The sequence below is a fragment of the Vibrio sp. ZF 223 genome (assembly GCF_003050585.1).
In the GTDB taxonomy this organism is placed as follows: domain Bacteria; phylum Pseudomonadota; class Gammaproteobacteria; order Enterobacterales; family Vibrionaceae; genus Vibrio; species Vibrio crassostreae.
The window spans coordinates 409782-428432 of sequence record NZ_PIGB01000001.1; the positions used below are offsets into that span (position 1 = coordinate 409782).

The following is an 18651-nucleotide window of genomic DNA, read 5'->3' on the forward strand; positions in this document are numbered from 1 at the left end:
CACCCATAAGGTAATCTCGATTCTATATGGTAGCGTCATACTTAAAACCACGATGTGAACATACTTATGAAAAGACACATACTATCAAGCGCCATCCTACTCTCTCTAGCCTTTCCCACCTTTGCAGCTGATGGAGACATACACGATGTCACGATACTGGGTACTTCAGATATCCATGGTCATTTTATGGCGTGGGATTACGCGGCGGATAAACTCAACACTCGTGGTAGCTTGAGCCAAATCGCGACCAAGGTTGGTGAGATCCGCAAAGAGCAATCTAACATTATCCTTGTCGATGCTGGCGACACCATCCAAGGCAACTTCGTAGAAACCTTCAAAGACGAGCCTGTTGATCCAATGATGCTTGGCTTTAATCACATGAAATACGATGTATGGGTTTTAGGTAACCACGAATTCGACTTTGGCCTTAAAACCCTCAACAGAGCCGTTACCCAATTTAAAGGGCAGTCTCTCGGTGGCAACATCAAGAACAAAAACGGAAATCCATTCTTACCGGGTTACACCATTCTAGAACGCGGTAGCATTAAGATCGGCGTGATCGGAATGGATACCCCAATGACGGAGGTCTTTGCGCAAGGCACCAACCGTTTAGAAGGCGTCACTTTCACTAACCCAACCTTGGAAGTGAAGAAAATCATCAAAGAGATTGATGATAAAGTGGATGCCATCGTATTGGTTGCCCATATGGGAATTGAGAACGAGAATGACATTGCCGACACCGGTGTCACAGACATTGCCAACGCAAACCCAGAGCTTGATGCCATCGTCGCTGGCCACATGCACACTCGCATCGATAAAGCCGTTGTGAATGGCGTTATTATTACTGAACCCGACAAATATGGCCGCGCCCTATCTCGTATCGATCTTCAATTTGAAGAGCGCGATGGCACATTCACTCTCGTCAACAAAGACAGCTTCACCTATAAAATTAAAGGCATAGATTCTGATGAGAATATGGACGAGCTATACCAGCCTTATCACAAACAACTCCGAGAAATGGCGAATCGACCTGTCGCTCAGCTTACCGGCGTTGATTTAGTCCCAGAAAACGAAATCCGCGGTATCCCTCAAGTCCACGTTCAAGACACAGGCATCAGTGCGCTATACCAAGAAGCGAGCTTCTTTTATGCCCCCAAAGCCAATGTCATTGCACTTCAAATAGACAACGACAATGCAGAGCTCGATGTTGGCCCAATCAAAGCCAAAGACATCGCGTACAACTACCAATACGCGGGTGGCGAAATCACTGTCTACCAGATGACAGGCAAAGAGTTAAGAACCTACATGGAATGGTCTGCGGGCTACTTCAACTCAGTGCAACCCGGTGATGTGACCTACAGCTTTAACCCTGAACGCAGAGCATCAAAATATTCGACCAATGACTTCTTCGCGGGCGTAACTTATACCATCGACCTCACTCAGCCAGCAGGTACCCGCATCACCAACCTTACATTTACTGATGGCACACCGGTTACTGATCAAACAGAAATCCGTATTGGTATGAATAGCTATCGAATGGGTCATCTAACCAAGAAAGGCGGCGTGCTAGAAGGAGAATCGTTCCCTGTACTCTTTGATACAGAAGCAGAGTATGGAGAAGAAGCAGGCACGATCCGTAACATGACTATCAAGTATCTTAAAGAAGAAAAGAACGGCAAGTATGAAGGTAAAACTCAGCAGCGATGGGCACTTTCGGGGTTAGAGAACCGCTACAATGAACAGCGAGAGATCGTAAAGTCATTGATTAATGATGAAACCATATCAATCCCGACCAGTGACGATGGCCGCTACACAAACATCGCTTCTATCAACGTAAAAGAACTGATGTTCAAATCTGACGAAGCCAAACAAGCAGCCATAACCACACGCGAAAAGAAACTGGCGCAGGCGACTGAGCAAGAGAGTAAGCAAATCAAACGCGAAATCACTCTGATTGAAGCGCTCAATTAACCCTGACCTATAACCAATAACGACTTAACGACGCTTAGAGCCTGGTTAAGTCGTTGATTGCTTTATTTTGTGTTAGTTTTAAAGAGTCCTAATTTGATGACGTTAAACGGGGTTATTTGGATTAAGCTTGCCAGGCAAAAAGCAAGACTTGCCCCCATTACTTTGTTAATGTTCGTATAAACTATGCTTAGGTTTATTTTGTTTTGGGAGGGAGTGCATTGTCTAGGATAAGTTATCCTTATTCGGTTTCTATCGTCGATACCATCAAAAATAACTATGAGTCATTTAGGTTCGAGACGCATGAGCTTTCCCATGATGGATTGTATACAGATGGTGAAAGAATTTATGCAGTTATTCAAGAGGTTCTTGGTGATGACGAAAAAAGGGCTGCATTAGAGAGTCACTATGAAGAGTTTAGGACAGTGGCTATTCCTCCCGTAGTCATTGTTGGCGGAAAGCTCCCTGGTTTCATCAAAATTCCACTTCGAGACTCTTTCGAAAAATCCCACTTGTTTGGTCAGCCTCTTTTTATGGATGAGTTTATTAATCAATTAAATATTCACATTCCTAAAAAGTATCAACCATTTCATGCTGATATGAAGTGGGCGACGAATGAGTTTAGAATTGTACTGAAGAATGAAATAACTAATGATGAAAAAGAAGATATTCAACTTATCTGTGAATCCTTAGGTCATCAGGGTTTTGATTATGTTTTCGAGGTAAATCATGATATCAGTGATTATCCAGGAGTGGTCGATTTCAAAGATGACTCTAAAAATAACCTTCAAATTATAGCTAGTGGTTTAATTCAGAAACAATTTCCTAGAAATGTTTTGGATAGGTATGAAGAAGATGAAGATTTCTGGGTTAAAAATAGGAACATTATTTTTAATGGTGATGAGCTAGAACACCAAGATATATTTTTGCCTAATGATTTTTCGGGGAAAAATACTAAATGTTTCGTAGACGCCTCTGTATTTGAACGCAGAAATTTGAGGGTATATTTATCTCTTTATGAAAAGGTTGTTATAGCATTGCCATTTAAGTCTGAGGAGAGAGACTTTTATAGCATGTTTGGTATAAATCCACTTGAGTTAAAAGAACTTATTATTAGAGGTCGGCTGCTTTTTGTTGTTCCACAAAATTTAGCAAGATACTCGCAAACTCTATTGCAAGAAATTATAGAGGTCAATCCGAATGCAATAATATTCTCAAGGCGATTAGCAGCAACAACAATTCAGGGTATACAAAAAAAGTCTGGCATTGTTGGCTCTACATTTTCTAGTGATGAGCAATATGCGTTTCTCTATTATTGTGCGAGGTCTAATAGCGAAGGACTCAAACTTTTAGCCAAGTCGCTTTCTGAACAATGGCAGTTTTCAGAGTACATGATAGATAAAGAAGGAGCTACTTCTGTTTTTAGAGCTGGATTTTCTAATTTAGCTACCAAACTATTTGAAGTTAAAGGGAAAGATTTATCTATTGAGCTTGCTACGGCCAGTTCTAGCTTTGAGTTTGCACAAGGATTAAATGCACATCACTTTCCATTTGATTCCGAACAGTATTCAGAGGTTGCGGCTTGTGAAGCTGTTGGCTGCCTTTACAATGGAGTGATTAACAACTCTTCGTTTATTAGAGAGTCCGAGATTAGCATTCTCTTGGAGAATGTTCTGGCAATTAATAATGACATGAATGTACTAGAACTGGATGATGCTCTTACTAGTAATAGCCTTAGAGCTATTCCAGACATATTGAAGGGCTACTCCAATTTAAGCAAAGATGAACTAAGTTTAAAACTATATGAGCTTAGAAAAGAACTCATGCAAATAGAAAAGAATAGAGGGAATTTGGCTGCTTTAGATTGTACTGGAGCTTTCGGGCCATTAGTGACCGGAGCGATCATGGAATACAATAACGTTTCTGGTGGGGCTTATGTTTCTCTTGGTGGTTGGTTGTTAACGACATTGTGCCACTATAGTCGTCAGTCAAGTTTGGCAGATAATCCAATATTTACGCGGTTATCGAGTATGAAACATAGAGTGTCTCAAGATGCTGTTATCATAAAAAGGTGTCGAGACTCTATTAAGAAGTACTCATAATTCTTTCCAGTCTATGGAAGATTCAACTGGCCTTACAGTCCATCGACTTGTTCCCAGCGAGCTAGTAGGCTGCGAAAGAACAGACAGAAACAAGCTAGCAAAACAGCACCAACCCTCACCACTTTCATAAATACAACGTTTAATAATTTGAGCCATGATTTATTTCACTTAAACGAGATCACCAACCATCTGACGAAAAATCTAAAAGCATCCGAGGTGGCTCAAAACTCCCACTAACATCCTTATCCCTCCCCACACTGATCTATTTCCCTCTTTTCGAAGTACAAGTTATTAATAATTCGATATAAATCGCTCTAATGTTTTAAATTATTGTCTACAGTTTTATAGAGCTTGTCGATTCGGTAATTGCCACAAGTAACGACACCTTTTGATGGTTAGTTTTGGTTATGAGGAAAGGAAATGGAAAGCCCAATTGTCACACTCACACATGCCAGCAAAAGCTTTGTTGATGGTAAAGACACTCATAGCGTGTTGGACAATGTCGACTTCGCTTTGGCGACAGGGGCAAGCGTGGCTTTGACAGGGGCGAGTGGCAGTGGAAAGAGTACTCTGCTTAACATCATTGCGGGGTTTGCACCTCTATCTGGTGGCGAGTTGTGGCTCGATAGCGAGAATACATCAAATTGGAAAGATCCACAGTGGAGCCGATTCCGCCATCAAAAATTGGGCGTGATCTTTCAACAGTTCAACTTATTGACCCCACTCAACGTAAAACAAAACATCGCCTTCCCTCTTCATTTAAATCAACAGAAGTGGAGCGACTGGTGCGATTACTTAGTTGACGCATTGGGCATCAGCGAGCTACTCGGAAGACACGTATCCGCACTCTCTGGCGGTCAGCAACAACGAGTCGCTATTGCGCGCGCGTTAGCCCATAAACCTAAGCTACTGCTTGCCGACGAACCCACAGGCAACCTCGACCACAAAGCAGGCATTGAGGTAATGAAGCTGCTGAGTGAAATCACTACACAAGGCAACACTGCCGTGCTTTTGGTTACGCACAGCCCGGAATGCGCCAGCTTTATGCAGACAAAATTGGTATTAGATGATGGTTGTTTAAGGAACGCAGATCTAACCCCAAGAGCAGCAGCGTTGTGAGTCATTCAATGAAGCAAACTGGCTTCGCTCATAGCCAGCTCACCCATACCAGACTGACTCTAAATTTATTCGCGGCACACTATCGTCAATCGCCACTGCAAGCGGCAGCGATTCTGATCGGCATTGTGCTTGCGGTCACCTTGTTTGTCGCAGTGCAAGCCATCAACCTCAATGCCAAACGCAGTTATGCAGAATCGACCGAGCAACTTAGCGCCCAAGCTCAAAACCTTATCATTCCACCAGCAGGGCAAAACTATTTGCCGGAATCGCTCTACTTCAGCTTAAGACAAAGTGGATTAAGCACAGCGCTGCCCGTGATTGAAGGACGAGTAAGAGACGAACAAGGCCGACGCTGGTCAGTTCAAGGCAGTGAGCTAATCGCCGCCCTCACTTCAAGAGCTCGCCACTCTCGCATCGACGAAAAAAGCAATACTCAAACCAAAGAGCCAAACATTTCCCTGTTCGACAATGCCTTACCTTTGCCGCAACTCTTATCGGGTGAACCCATTGTGATGATGAGCCAGTCGCAACACCAGAACTTGGGAGAAGTAGACACACTCACTTTGGATGAAGTGCTCACCAAAGTCGTGGTACTGCCAGATGAATGGCAGCTCGGTAGCCGAATGTTGATGGATATTGGGTTCGCTCAGCAACTGCTTAACAAGCAAGGGCAACTGAGCTATATCGCTATTTTTGACACGAAGAGCGACACGAACAGCAATACTCAGGATAAATGGCAAAGCCTTATTGGCAAGCAAGGGCAATGGATACCCAACAACCAAAGCACGGATCTCGGTTCAATTACCGATAGCTTTCACCTTAACCTCACCGCCATGAGTTTGTTAGCGTTTTTGGTTGGCCTGTTCATCGCTTACAATGGCGTGAAGTACAGTTTGCTGAAACGCAATCGGCTGTTGGTGCAAATTCAACAAGCCGGCATAGCTCCAAGCATCGTGTTTTCAGCTCTGTTAGTAGAGCTAACTCTTTTAGTCACACTGGGCGCGTCGCTTGGTTTCATTTTCGGCATTCAACTCAGCCATTGGCTACATCCCACCGTCGCGATAACGCTTGAGCAACTTTATGGTGCGACACTGCTTCCCGGCACATGGCAGTGGCAATGGTTAGTGCAAGCACTGCTGCTCACGCTGGCCGCAACGCTTGTCGCGTGTTGGCAGCACTTTAAACAGCAGGTGCGACAACCCCTCTCTTCCCATGGCGGTTTCTATCAAGCGCCGGAAGCTTCTAACGAAAATCAGCTGTTTGTTATCGGGTCAGTATTAACCATTGTCGCGTTAGCAGGGTTATGGTTGAGCGAACATCATCGCTTCACCATGGCATGGCTCGGTGTGTTAGTGGTGTCGATTCCTTTGTACCTGCCCAAAACACTCAGCGTGCTAGCGAACTGGAGCGAAAAACACACCCAATCGGGGTTAATACAATATCTGTTTGCTGAGCTACGTGAACTTATCTCCCCTCTTTCTCTTGCCATGATGGCGTTGCTTCTCGCCGTCACCGCCAATGTGGGGATGAACACCTTAGTCGGCAGCTTTGAATTCACGTTAAAGCAATGGCTTGAACAGCGCTTACATGCCGATATTTACGTTAGCCCTGCCCAAGGTGAAATCGCAAATGTGGAGCGCTCGTTAGAGCAGTTTGAAAATGTTGAAGCCGTTTATAAGCAATACTACGTCGATGATAACTTACAGGGCTTACCGACTTTGCTCGGCACTAAAGACAAGGACACATTAGAGCAAACCATGGTGTTCCAATCCTATCTTGATGACTTCTGGACGCGCTTTTACCAAGGTGAATTAGTGGCGATCAGCGAACCCACTGCGGTGAAGCTCGGCTTGTCCCTTGGAAACCAACTCAAGCTCGACGCGATCCAAGACAAAACACTCATCGTAGGGGCCATTTTCCACGATTACGGCTCACCCAATGGGGAAGTGTTACTTGCACCTAATTTATGGCTCGAAAACGGATTTACTGACTTACCCACCAGCTTGGGAATCAAAGTTTCTGGCGACCCACAAGTGGTGTACGAACAGCTACGCCAACAACTCAATCTGCACCCAAGTCAGCTTTACGATCAAGCACAGATCAAATCGATCGCTTTGGATATCTTCTCACAAACTTTTGCCATCACTCGGGCGCTTAATGGCGTCACATTAATGGTGGCGGTGATAGGGTTGTTCTGCGCCTGTTTCATGTTGCTCGATGCACGCAAAGCCGCCATTACAAGGCTGTATGCGCTCGGTGTTAGTCGTAAAAAATTGATGGCGATGGTGGTCGGGCAAATCGTTGTTCTGGTCGCCTTCACTCTGGTTATCGCCTTACCACTCGGCGCTATGGTCGGTTATGTGTTGACGGACATCGTTACCCTGCGCGCCTTTGGTTGGAGTTTAAATTATGTATGGAATTGGAGTGACGCATTCAGCATCGCAGCCATCACCATTTTAGTGGCTGTGTTTGCGACCTTGATTCCACTGTGGCGTTTGGTCAGCAAACCCGTTGTATCCAGTTTACAGAGCGAGGTGTTGTGATGAATCGAGCAATAAGAGTTTTCGTTCTCACACTAGGCATCTTGTTCCTTTTAGGGTGTGAGGAGTCCACTCAACCATCAGCTCAAAATATGGGTTCGATACTTGGCGCAGAAACACAAACCGACGATGAAACACAAAAAGAGGCTGAGCAATTCACGCCGGTAGTAAAAGGTATCGACATCACCTTCCCTGCCGACCATCAAGCACACCCAGATTTTCGTCATGAATGGTGGTACTTAACCGCAAACTTAATTGATGAAGACGGCAACACTTTAGGCGTGCAGTGGACACAGTTCCGCTTCGCGGCTGCACCACAAGAAAGTGGCAATGGCGCTAAGAAAACCACGTGGCAAAGCCAGCAAATCTACATGGCGCACAGTGCTGTCACCACTAAAGACAAGCACTACGCCGATGAAAAGTGGTCTCGCGATCAAGCTGAACTAGCAGGTGTAGGCAGTTCGCCGTTTCGTGTTTATCTCGATGATTGGCAATGGACGTCGACGACCGATGACCTGTTCCCAGCGACATTAGTCGCTAACTCGGATCAATTTGGATACTCGCTTAAGTTAACCAACAACGCGCCTTATCAAAAGCAAGGCGAACAAGGCTACAGCACTAAAAGTAGCGATGGCAAAGTGGCTTCCTACTACTACAGCCAACCATTCATCGATGTATCAGGCGAGGTAACCATTGATGGAGTCACCCATCAGGTTTCCGGTACAGGTTGGATAGACAGAGAATGGAGCTCGCAATTTTTACTCGACTCGCAACAAGGTTGGGATTGGTTTGCGCTAAGGCTGAGTGATGAAACCAGCTTGGTGGTGTTTCAACTTCGCAACTCAACAACAGGCAAAGCCAGTTACTCCCATGCGAGGTTGATGAATCAAGATGGCTCCGGCATCGCGATTTCACAGCAAGACATCAACTTAACCGCCATCAAGCAAACGGAAATCGATGGACGTGACTACCCAACAGAGTGGCAAATTTCGATTCCGACGCAACAAATTAAACTGACTGTTTCGGCGCTTAATCCAAATGCGAAAATGCCACTATCGGTTCCCTATTGGGAGGGGCCAATCGTGATTAAAGGTTCTCATTCTGTATCTGGCTATATGGAGTTAACTGGGTATTAAGCCAAAGGCATGATACAAACCAACCTCATATGCGAGCGGTTCATTTATAAAAAGAAATGGATGGTACGAAAAGTAGCCGAGCACAGTTAGGCTTCTGCGTTCGGCTATGGTTTCTTTAATCAGATAAGAGCTTAAGCTCCGGTAGCAAATCTATTTTGTTAAATCGGCTTTGATTTGATCGACTTGATTCGCCAAAGAGGACTCTTGGAAATATTCACTGTGTGTTTTTCCTAAGTACAACTTCTTATTGGCTACTCGTTGATCCAACTTGTCTTTAACAATAGTGCCTTGTGCCAACTTGTTATTTAATTCAAGTGCAATTGCAGAACTGTCTGAGACTTTACTTCCTTTCGTATCGTAATAACGAACTTGGCTGATGTTCGTATCAAATGGGTCGCAATAAGCTGCACCTAAATCACCCTTTTCAATAATACTGTTGTATTGCGCTTCGCTGATTGGCGTCTCTTTATTTGATACGAACTGGCTCCCTCGAACACACCAGTTGATTCTGGTGCCAATACCTGGGAAATACGCCGAAATTAAGTTAACGGCATAGTAGGTTTCTGGATCTGACAGGTTTGGTTTTGCATATCTATCAATCACCTTACCGCCAACCACTTGATATTCGACTTCGCCATTATTATAAGACTCTAAAAAATAGCTATTTCTAAACATCTTGCTGAAACTGACGTTATCAACAGAACGCCCACTGTCGGATGTGAAGCTTTTCAGTTGCTGCTTATGTTGAATGCTACCTGTTGTAATGTTGGTCACTAAACCAACCACTGTGTTTTTCGCAGCGTCACTTTGCCAAGCCGTATAGTTACTTATATTTTGTTGAGGTGTATTTGTAGTCGCATCGGCATCAACACTGTACTTGTAACTAAGCTCGGTAATGTCTTGTCCTACTTTATTTACTTTGGCATAGGACTTGTAACGACGCGCTTCGCAATCTTGAAAGTTTGCATCGTAGTAGAAGTAGCTGATCCAATCTTTTGCTTCGATAGCTTCGGTGGTACCAGCTGAGTAATCTACAATCCCGTTTGCACCATAAACACCATAGAAACCTTTGAGATCTTTTTCTTGCTTAGCAGATAACCCTTTATTGAACTCATCATCCCAACCAATACTGTAAATATTAAATAGGTTCAGAGCCTTAATACATTCTTTGATATCGGTACTGCCTATAGCATTAGCTGAATACATTACAGGGCTACTATAAAGGTTTTTTGCAACATCATCTTTTGGATCAGCTACACTGCCTAATGCCGGGGTTATGGACATTTGAGGCACTACGGTTTTAGTCTTTTGAGGTGGTGGCGCAGCGCTATCGCTACCACCACCGCATGCTGAAAGTGTTACAACTAATACTGATATGGTTGGGATAATAAACTTCAAATTTTTCCTCGGAATTTTGAGCAAGTGATTATATAAATAATCACTCAAATACGAAAAAAAAACTAAATGCCTATATAACCAAATTCAAACCATTGAAGAAATAGACGTGTATATCCGCTACCGAGACCTAATTTAATCTATTAATAACAAAAACTTAAATATAAAAAGAGAAGTAGCCGATTATTGACACGTTTGGCAAAAGAAACCAATCACAACAAACGGTTCTTGTACTGTTCTGGCGTTTGGTTCGCGTAACGTTTGAACATGGTGATAAATGGGCTTGCTTGGTTGTAACCCAATGTTAGAGCGACTTCTTTAACCGATTGGCCGTTTCTTAACAAGTCCATCGAGTACAGATAACGGACACGCAATCGCCATTCTGTAAAGCTCATTCCAAGCTCAGTCTGGCAGTGGCGGGACAGAGTTCTCTCTGTGGTATGGACACGTTCAGCCCAATCTTTCAGCGTCACTTCATCGGTTGGGTTTTCTTCAACAGAAGCCAATATAGGCGCTAGATACTTATTGTCGGTCGAAGGTAAGAAGTGGTGTTCAACCTCACGCTGCGCAAGTTGGTCAAGCAGTACCTGAACGAGTCTTTGATCTTGTTCGCTTTCCGCAACATTGATTCCACGATCGCGAAAATCATCGATGATAGAAGACACAATCGGCGTGATCTTTATAAGACTGGTTTTTTCTGGCAGATGTTGCGTTAGCTCTGGGGCGATATTTAGCGAACAGTAGTCCAAAGGCTTACGGTTATAACTGCAATGCATCACCCCGGCCGGTACCCAAATCGCCAAATGTGGTGGCGCTAGAAATCGGGTGCTTTCCGCTTCCATCTCTAATATACCGCCACTGATCAACTGGACCTGTCCCCATGAGTGGCTATGAACTCGAGTTTCAGTGTTCGAAAGAAACGCTTCAAAATTCATAAATACGTTGGATGGTGCCTTATCAATTGATAAGGATGGATGAAGGTTTCTGGACTGTTTTTTCAAACTTGTCTTCCTATCGCGCCTGATGTCTTTCTAAAGATACTTGTAAGTATAACGACCTGTCAAACTAGCCGCATCAACTCATTTGCGACGGAATTCACATGCATTATCTCTTACCATTTTTTACAGTCTGTATCTGGGGCGCCAATGCAATCGTCAACAAGCTTGCTGCAAGCACCATAGAACCTAGCGCGATGAGTTTTTACCGCTGGTTTTTTGCGATGTTAATTCTCACGCCTTTCTGTATTCGCCCGGTGATGAAGCAGTGGGCTGTCATTAAGCCAAACCTATCGAAATTAGCGTTCCTCGGCTTTTTGGGCATGGTGTTGAACCAATCTCTAGGTTACTACGCAGGCTTAACCACAACCGCTTCAAACATGGCATTGATCACGTCTTTAGTCCCGTTGATCAGTGTATTTCTGAGCGTTCCTTTGTTGCATAAGTCCATTTCTAGTTTGAGTATTGTGGGTGGTGTGTTGTCACTGTCAGGCTTAGCTCTGATGTTAGGTAAAGGCGATCCTTTGTTCTTCATCCATCAAGAATTGACCCAAGGCGATGGCTATATGCTGATTGCGGCCTTTGTTTATGCTTCTTACTGTGTGCTCTTGAAACGCTGGAAAATGCCAATCAGTAGCTGGGTGGTGATTTACATTCAGGGTCTGTTTGCTGTCGCGATGCTTACGCCACTTTGGCTTACCAGCGAACAACTTTTACCACCGCAACAAGCGATCCCATTGATTGCTTACGCCGCAGTTGCCGCTTCGATTTTAGCACCTTGGATGTGGGTGAAAGCGATTGACACCATTGGTGCTGACTCAAGCGCGATGTTCATGAACTTGCTTCCAGTTGTTGCGATCGTATTAGCTGCGACATGGCTTGGCGAAGAAATTAACCAGTTCCACATCATTGGCGGTGTGATGGTGATTTCAGGTGTCATCCTTGCTCAAATTAAAAGAAAACCAAGGCTTGAGGCTCCTCTCCCTCAACAAAGCTAAACGCATCATCCAACGCTCACTTTAGGGCAAATATTCAAACTCACTTTTCTTACTGTGCCTACTCCGAAGTAGGCACTGTTATTTTATTCACAAGCCTTTTAAATGCTTTTAATACGCGTTCATTGTGGTTGCAACATGTTACCGACTCAGGTTTAATGCATTACGTACCGTTTAAGTTGTAAAAGGAAGCACAATGACTCAACCACCGATCCCTGTGATCATCTCGTCTCTACTTGCTTTGTCATCTGTTTCAAGCTTTGCTGCCACTGTTCCTGTTCCTGCTCCTGCTCCTGCTCCTGCTCCTGCTCCTGCTAATGCACCATTAGCTGAAGAACTATTAGCTGAGGAACAACATTTTGTACGCGGCAACGGTGCAGAGCCCAACACACTAGATCCTAGCTTCGTAAATTCAGGCATGCCCGGTGATATCATCGTCAATGATATGTTTGAAGGCTTTGTGATTGAGAACAGTGACGTGCAAATCATCCCAGGGCAAGCCAAAGAGTGGTCTATCAGCAAAGACGGCAAAACCGTGACGTTTGTATTGAAAGAGAACCTCAAATGGTCGAATGGCGATCCAGTCACAGCGTCTGATTTTGTGTTTGGTTGGCAGCGCGCAGTGTCTCCGAAAACAGGTAATAACACGGGTTTTGTTTTTTCTACGGCTAACATAGTGAACGCTAGCGAGATTCTATCAGGAGATAGAGATCCCTCTAAGCTTGGCATCAAAGCATTAGATGAGCGCACGGTTGAGATTTCACTTTCAAAACCTACGCCCTACTTTATGAGTTTAATGAGCATCAAGACCTTTTTCCCTTTGCCTGCTGAGTTGGTTCAAGAGAAAGGCGACCAATGGACTCGCGCAGAAAATATCGCGACCAACGGTGCTTACACTTTGAGTAAATGGGTGCCCAACGAATACGTTGAAGTCGAGAGGAATCCAAATTATTGGGATAACACATCGACAATCATCAACAAGGTGACCTATTTGGGCTTATCATCTCAAAATGCTGAGCTTATCCGTTATCAAGCGGGTGAAATTGATATGACCAATCGCGTTCAGCTTGAGTACTACCAGAAATTAATCCAAGAAAGCCCTGAGCAGATCAAAGCGCAAGCTCTACTAGGCTCTTACGTCTATTCATTCAATACACGTCAAGCGCCGTTTGATGACGTCAGAGTACGCCAAGCACTGAGCATGGCCGTCAATCGTGAGATTCTGGTCGAGAAAGTTACAGGTCAAGGTGAGCCAGAAGCATACAGCGTGACGCCGAATAATATTCCTGACTACACAGCGCCTTTATCCGAATTCAATTCTCTAGACAGCGAGCAGCGTTTAACCAAAGCCAAAGCTCTACTTGAAGAAGCGGGATACAACGAAAACAAGCCTCTCAAGTTTACCCTTACGTACAACACCAGTGAGAATCATAAAAAGATAGCGATCGCGATTGCATCGATGTGGAAGCCACTTGGCGTAAAAATTGAGTTGGAGAACATGGAATGGAAAGCCTATGTTGCAGCGAAAGGGAGTGGCGACTATCAGCTGGCTCGCTCATGGGCATTTGGTGACTATCCAGAGCCTTCTGCACTGTTAGAAGCCTTCACTTGTGACCACACAGCAAATGAGAGTGGCTACTGTAATCCAGATTATGATGAGCTCTTACAGCAAGCGAGTAAAACGGAAGATCAGTCTAAACGCTTTGCTTTATATCAGCATGCTGAGTCGTTACTCAACGATTCTGCAGCAGTTATGCCTTTATATCATTACAACCACACACGATTAGTGCGAAATACACTAAAGGGCTTCCCAAACAATAATCCGAAAGGAAATATCTACGCGAAGGATCTATACTTTGTAAAACAGTAAAAGTGAGCTGATAAGAAAACAATAATAGCTACCACTTTAGTAGTAACTAAGATACAGTCACTTTAACTAAACCAAATCAACAGCGGTTAGTTGGCTAACACAAAAAAGGTACCGACATGAGTACCACACGGCTTAGAAACACCTAGCATTGCGCTAGGTGTTTTTTTTGTAATCGACCTATCTAGTGACTTAATCAGTATTTCTAATCTTTTGCTTGCTATGACTTCATCCATGTTTGCCATTCGCCTCATACACCTTTAAACACCGATATTCATCAACTGATCATCTGTTTGAAAAAAATTGTCTTAACCGTGAGATTATCCGCTTTAACTTATGTCATCTTAAGTATATTGTTATTAGTAAGTAACAAGCATGTTATGCAGCAAAATAATAATGAAGGAAGATAGATGAGCAGTAGCAATAGCCGACAAGATGGCAAACGAGACGTTACTCTGCGTTTTTTAGCTGAACCCGGGGATGTGAACTTTGGTGGTAAAGTTCATGGTGGGGCAGCAATGAAGTGGATCGATTTAGCAGCCTACGCTTGTTCCGCAGGGTGGAGCGGTAAATACTGTATAACAGCTTATGCAGGCGGAATTCGATTCGTTGCTCCAATTCACGTAGGCAACCTTGTGGAAGTAAGTGCAAAGGTCATCTATACAGGTTCATCTTCAATGCATATCGCTATCGACGTGCAAGCCAGCGACCCTAAAGAGCTCAATAACCGCCTAACAACTCACTGTATCGTTATTATGGTCGCTGTCGATGAGAATGGTAACCCGACTAAAGTGCCAGAGTGGATACCAGAGACGCCAGAAGACATCGAATTACGAGATTCGGCTATTCGCCTAATGAACATGCGAAAACAGATTGGTGAAGAGATGGAAGCTCACGTGAAGTACCTTAAGTAAGGTCCACCAGCTCCTCCCCTGCAAACCCTATTACAATGCCAAGCACCTGCTTGGCATTGATCTATTTGATACCTTCGTGCTCTACACAGCCAAATCCGCTGCACACCCAATACAGACAATAAGAGCGTGATACCCAGCCAAAGGTGGCAATGAATCGGTACTTGTTCACTGATTTATTTTGACTGTAATAAAGTCGTCATTTTGCTCTGATTAAATACCGCCAATCATAATGGATGTACTTAAATTTCCCGGAGCCACACTTGAGCGTCACACGCCCCACTCTTAGCGAATCTACACTGAACAATTTGAAGGCTGTTGAGTATCAATGGGTTAGAACTTTGTACGTCGAAGGCTACGACAGCAATGAAATCAACCACTATATCCAGACGTGCTTCGGCGGCGACCCAACGTTTGCGGATCTGTTTCGTCGTGTCGCACTCGATCAAGAGAGCATCTATGTATTACTGCAGCATTTAGGTTGCGCACCTTCAAGCAAAGAGTTCTAGCAGCTAGAACTCATTATCCACATTCTGTAGCTACCCATTCTATGTTCATCCATCCCGGCGTTTTGATCATTAGCTCTCAACTATAACTCCAGTGTAGTTTCATATCCCTGAGTTATAACCATTTAAAACTCACAGCCACATCCCGTTTCTATATGCACTTTCTGTGCAATTTCATCATTTGTTGCATACAAATCATTGAAGTATCACGCATTGGATTATTCGCAATATATCAATAGATCAACAGCCCCTTATACTGAGTGTCTGATTTGTGAGACTCGTTCACGCCTTCAAGTAAGAGGAATGAGTCAAGAAAGGTGTAGGAGAGAAGTGACTCGAAGCTTTTAATATTAAAGCGCTTATCAGCACAATAACGGTGATGGGTACAAGAGTTGACGAGTAAAGCAGACACAAAGACAAAAAAAAGTAGCGGGCATAAAAAAACCCAAGTAAATACCTGGGTTAGAGTTACAAAAACCACTAATCATTAATAGCGTAAGGAACCTGATTAGTAGCCAGCTATGCGTAACCTGAGGGTTATTTTTATTACTGATCGGCGGCCAAACCAAATGATGTAATAAAAATGCCAATATAGAGCGACCTAACGGTCGCTCTTTTTCTTTCTTATAGAGTACAGCTTATCCTTTTACACCACCTGCCGTCAAACCGCCAACCAACCAACGTTGAGCAAGTAAGAACACGATAGTAATCGGAAGTGCTGATAGTACAGCCGCTGCCGCAAAGTCACCCCATAGGTAGTTCTGAGGGTATAAGTACTGCTGCATACCTACTGCTAGCGTATAAGAGTTCACATCTGTAAGTAGTATAGATGCTACTGGTACTTCACCAACTGTTGCGATAAATGACAGGATAAACACAACCGCTAGGATTGGCACAGACAACGGTAGTAGAACCAGTCTGAATGCTTGCCAAGGCGTTGCACCATCAAGGGCTGCTGCCTCTTCCAGAGAGTTATCAATCGTTTCAAAGTAACCCTTAATCGTCCATACGTGCAGTGCAATACCACCTAGGTAAGAGAAGATTAGACCACCGTGTGTGTTCAAGCCTAAGAACGGAATGTATTGACCAAGTTTGTCAAACAGCGCGTAGATTGCTACTAGAGCCAGTACTGCTGGGAACATTTGGAAAATCATCATCGCTTTCAGGATAGTTTCTTTACCTTTGAAGCGCATACGAGCAAATGCGTAAGCCGATGTCGTTGACAGTGCCACGATTAAAATCGATGTAACACCCGCCACTTTGATCGAGTTCCACAACCAAGTCAGTACTGGGAACGGAGGTGACGTTACCGAGCCATCTGCGTTCGTCACTGACATACCTAATGCTAGCTTCCAGTGTTCCAATGACGGGTTATCTGGAATCAAACTACCGGTTGCGAAGTTACCTTCACGGAACGAGATCGCGATGATCATCAGTAGTGGGAAGATAATCATTGCCAAGAAGCACCACAACACTGCATGTGTTGCCCACACTCGGTATTTAAGGCCTTTACCTTGTACCATAGCCATTGTCGTGCTCCTTAATCTTGAGACAGTTTAGTGAAACGAAGGTTTAGTAACGCTAGTGCACCAACCAATAGGAAGATAAGCGTTGCGATAGCACTTGCTAGACCGAAGTCTTGACCGCCGCCGCCTTCGAATGCAATTCGGTATGTGTAGCTTACAAGCAAGTCTGTGTAACCCGCTGGCTCAGAAGTACCAATCATGTTCGGGCCACCGTTCGTCAATAGTTGAATCATTACGAAGTTGTTGAAGTTAAAGGCAAACGCTGCAATCAATAGCGGTGTAAGCGGTTTAATCATCAATGGGAACGTAATGCGCTTAAAGTTATCCAAGAAGTTCGCACCATCGATTGCTGACGCTTCGTATAAATCATCAGGAATCGCTTTAAGCAGACCCATACATAGAATCATCATGTAAGGGAAACCGAGCCATGTGTTAACCATCAACACCATGGTTTTCGCAAGAATCGGGTCTGAGAACCAGTTCGGGCTTAAGCCGAAGATATTCTCTAGCACCATGTTGATCTCACCAAAGCTTTGGTTGAATAAACCCTTAAAGATAAGAATCGAGATAAACGCAGGGACGGCGTAAGGCAGAATCAGTAGAACACGATAAATAGAACGACCTTTCAACTCTTCCCATTGCACGATGTTAGCCAGTACAAGACCGATAACTAGCGTGAACGCTACGGTACATACCGAGAAGATAACCGTCCAAATAAAGATGCTGATAAATGGTTCTTTAATGCCATCATCTTTCCATACACGCTCAAAGTTATGTGTACCAATGCTAACCACGAAACCGGGAGAGATGGTATTACCCGTAAACTCACCGTTTGCATCAACAGGCTGGTAGAAACCCACATCCATATTTGGCTTGAGAACTTCACCCGTTTCATTGTTGATTAACGTTTCTTCATCGTCTTGAAGGGTGTAAAGCGGAGCAACAGAAGCAAACTTACGTAAGCCACTCATGCGGATGTCACCACCGTCCGGTAGATTGAAATCAACACCACTGATCGCTGCTCGGTTTTGGATGATCGCTTTGATCTTCTCTTTTTCACCTTGCGCAGACTCGATGACAGATAAGTCCATCTCGGTTTCTGTCATATTGTCTAGAGAAAATACGTCAGTCGCTAACAGTTGGTCGCCATCTTTTACGACGATCTGGTGACCATCATCTGTCTTGTACAAAGTAAATGGGTAGCTCTCACCGCTTTGGAAAGAACGGTCTAAAAGAACGGTTTGAGTACGCTCAAGAGAAAGCTGGTTTTTCGCGCTGTAGTTAGTAAACGCAAGCCCTACGGTGTATGCCAATGGGAAAAGAATGAACAAGATCATTCCGGCAATACCTGGGTAAATATAACGGTGGGCGTAAGTTTTCTTACTACCAAAAATGTAAAGTGCCAAAGCCGTTAAGATCACTGTAAGCAGCGCAAAAGCGAGCTCACCGCGAGAATACATTAGAATTGTAGCGTAGCCGTTTATTAAGCCAACGCTACCAAGCAACCCCCATTTGATGAAGACGCTTTTACTGCCTGGAAGGCTTGATGGTGCTGGGATAGCATCTGTACCTTGAACTGACTGCATAGAGG

13 protein-coding genes are annotated in these 18651 nt (G+C 44.1%); 9 read left to right on the top strand and 4 right to left on the bottom strand.

The features are described 5' to 3' along the window. The first annotated feature begins 66 nt into the window (after window positions 1–66). The 5 genes from CWO13_RS01795 (at window position 67) to CWO13_RS01815 (ending at window position 8865) form a co-directional block, all read left to right on the top strand. Complete coding sequence (locus CWO13_RS01795) at window positions 67–1971, top strand: bifunctional metallophosphatase/5'-nucleotidase (RefSeq protein WP_108082427.1); 1905 nt, start codon at window positions 67–69, stop codon at window positions 1969–1971. A gap of 218 nt (window positions 1972–2189) precedes the next feature. Beyond that, on the top strand, window positions 2190–4070 hold the full coding sequence (locus CWO13_RS01800; RefSeq protein ID WP_108082428.1) for a hypothetical protein: 1881 nt from the start codon (window positions 2190–2192) through the stop codon (window positions 4068–4070). A 420-nt stretch (window positions 4071–4490) separates the two neighbouring features. Further along, window positions 4491–5189, top strand: a complete 699-nt coding sequence (locus tag CWO13_RS01805) for an ABC transporter ATP-binding protein (protein WP_102432324.1) — start codon at window positions 4491–4493, stop codon at window positions 5187–5189. An 8-nt stretch (window positions 5190–5197) separates the two neighbouring features. Continuing rightward, entirely contained in the window at window positions 5198–7732 is a 2535-nt protein-coding gene (locus CWO13_RS01810; RefSeq protein ID WP_108082429.1) for an ABC transporter permease, read from the top strand. After that, window positions 7732–8865 (top strand): lipocalin-like domain-containing protein, encoded by a 1134-nt coding sequence (locus CWO13_RS01815; protein ID WP_108082430.1) that lies wholly within the window; start codon window positions 7732–7734, stop codon window positions 8863–8865. Before CWO13_RS01810 ends, CWO13_RS01815 begins: the two co-directional genes overlap by 1 nt. Window positions 8866–9015: 150 nt before the next feature. On the opposite strand, the gene CWO13_RS01820 is transcribed toward CWO13_RS01815, so the two are convergent. Both CWO13_RS01820 and CWO13_RS01825 read right to left on the bottom strand, forming a co-directional pair. Then, a complete protein-coding gene (locus CWO13_RS01820) occupies window positions 9016–10263 on the bottom strand; it encodes a hypothetical protein (RefSeq protein WP_107898353.1) in 1248 nt (415 codons plus the stop codon). A 209-nt stretch (window positions 10264–10472) separates the two neighbouring features. Then, complete coding sequence (locus CWO13_RS01825) at window positions 10473–11261, bottom strand: AraC family transcriptional regulator (protein WP_108019525.1); 789 nt, start codon at window positions 11259–11261, stop codon at window positions 10473–10475. Window positions 11262–11359: 98 nt separating this feature from the next. Here CWO13_RS01825 and CWO13_RS01830 point away from each other — a divergent pair, with 98 nt between their 5' ends. The 4 genes from CWO13_RS01830 (at window position 11360) to CWO13_RS01845 (ending at window position 15537) form a co-directional block, all read left to right on the top strand. Next, on the top strand, window positions 11360–12253 hold the full coding sequence (locus CWO13_RS01830; RefSeq protein ID WP_048661046.1) for a DMT family transporter: 894 nt from the start codon (window positions 11360–11362) through the stop codon (window positions 12251–12253). 193 nt (window positions 12254–12446) lie between these two features. Further along, on the top strand, window positions 12447–14120 hold the full coding sequence (locus tag CWO13_RS01835; protein ID WP_108082431.1) for a peptide ABC transporter substrate-binding protein: 1674 nt from the start codon (window positions 12447–12449) through the stop codon (window positions 14118–14120). A gap of 407 nt (window positions 14121–14527) precedes the next feature. Continuing rightward, entirely contained in the window at window positions 14528–15031 is a 504-nt protein-coding gene (locus CWO13_RS01840) for an acyl-CoA thioesterase (RefSeq protein ID WP_019822926.1), read from the top strand. A 233-nt stretch (window positions 15032–15264) separates the two neighbouring features. Then, window positions 15265–15537, top strand: coding sequence for a hypothetical protein (locus CWO13_RS01845; protein ID WP_048661044.1), 273 nt, complete (start codon window positions 15265–15267; stop codon window positions 15535–15537). A gap of 635 nt (window positions 15538–16172) precedes the next feature. On the opposite strand, the gene malG is transcribed toward CWO13_RS01845, so the two are convergent. Together malG and malF are read right to left on the bottom strand one after the other, a co-directional pair. After that, a complete protein-coding gene (gene malG / locus CWO13_RS01850; RefSeq protein WP_019822930.1) occupies window positions 16173–17063 on the bottom strand; it encodes a maltose ABC transporter permease MalG in 891 nt (296 codons plus the stop codon). 11 nt (window positions 17064–17074) lie between these two features. Beyond that, window positions 17075–18646: a maltose ABC transporter permease MalF gene (malF, locus tag CWO13_RS01855; RefSeq protein ID WP_017060049.1), complete on the bottom strand. Its 1572-nt coding sequence runs from the start codon at window positions 18644–18646 to the stop codon at window positions 17075–17077. Window positions 18647–18651: the final 5 nt, after the last annotated feature.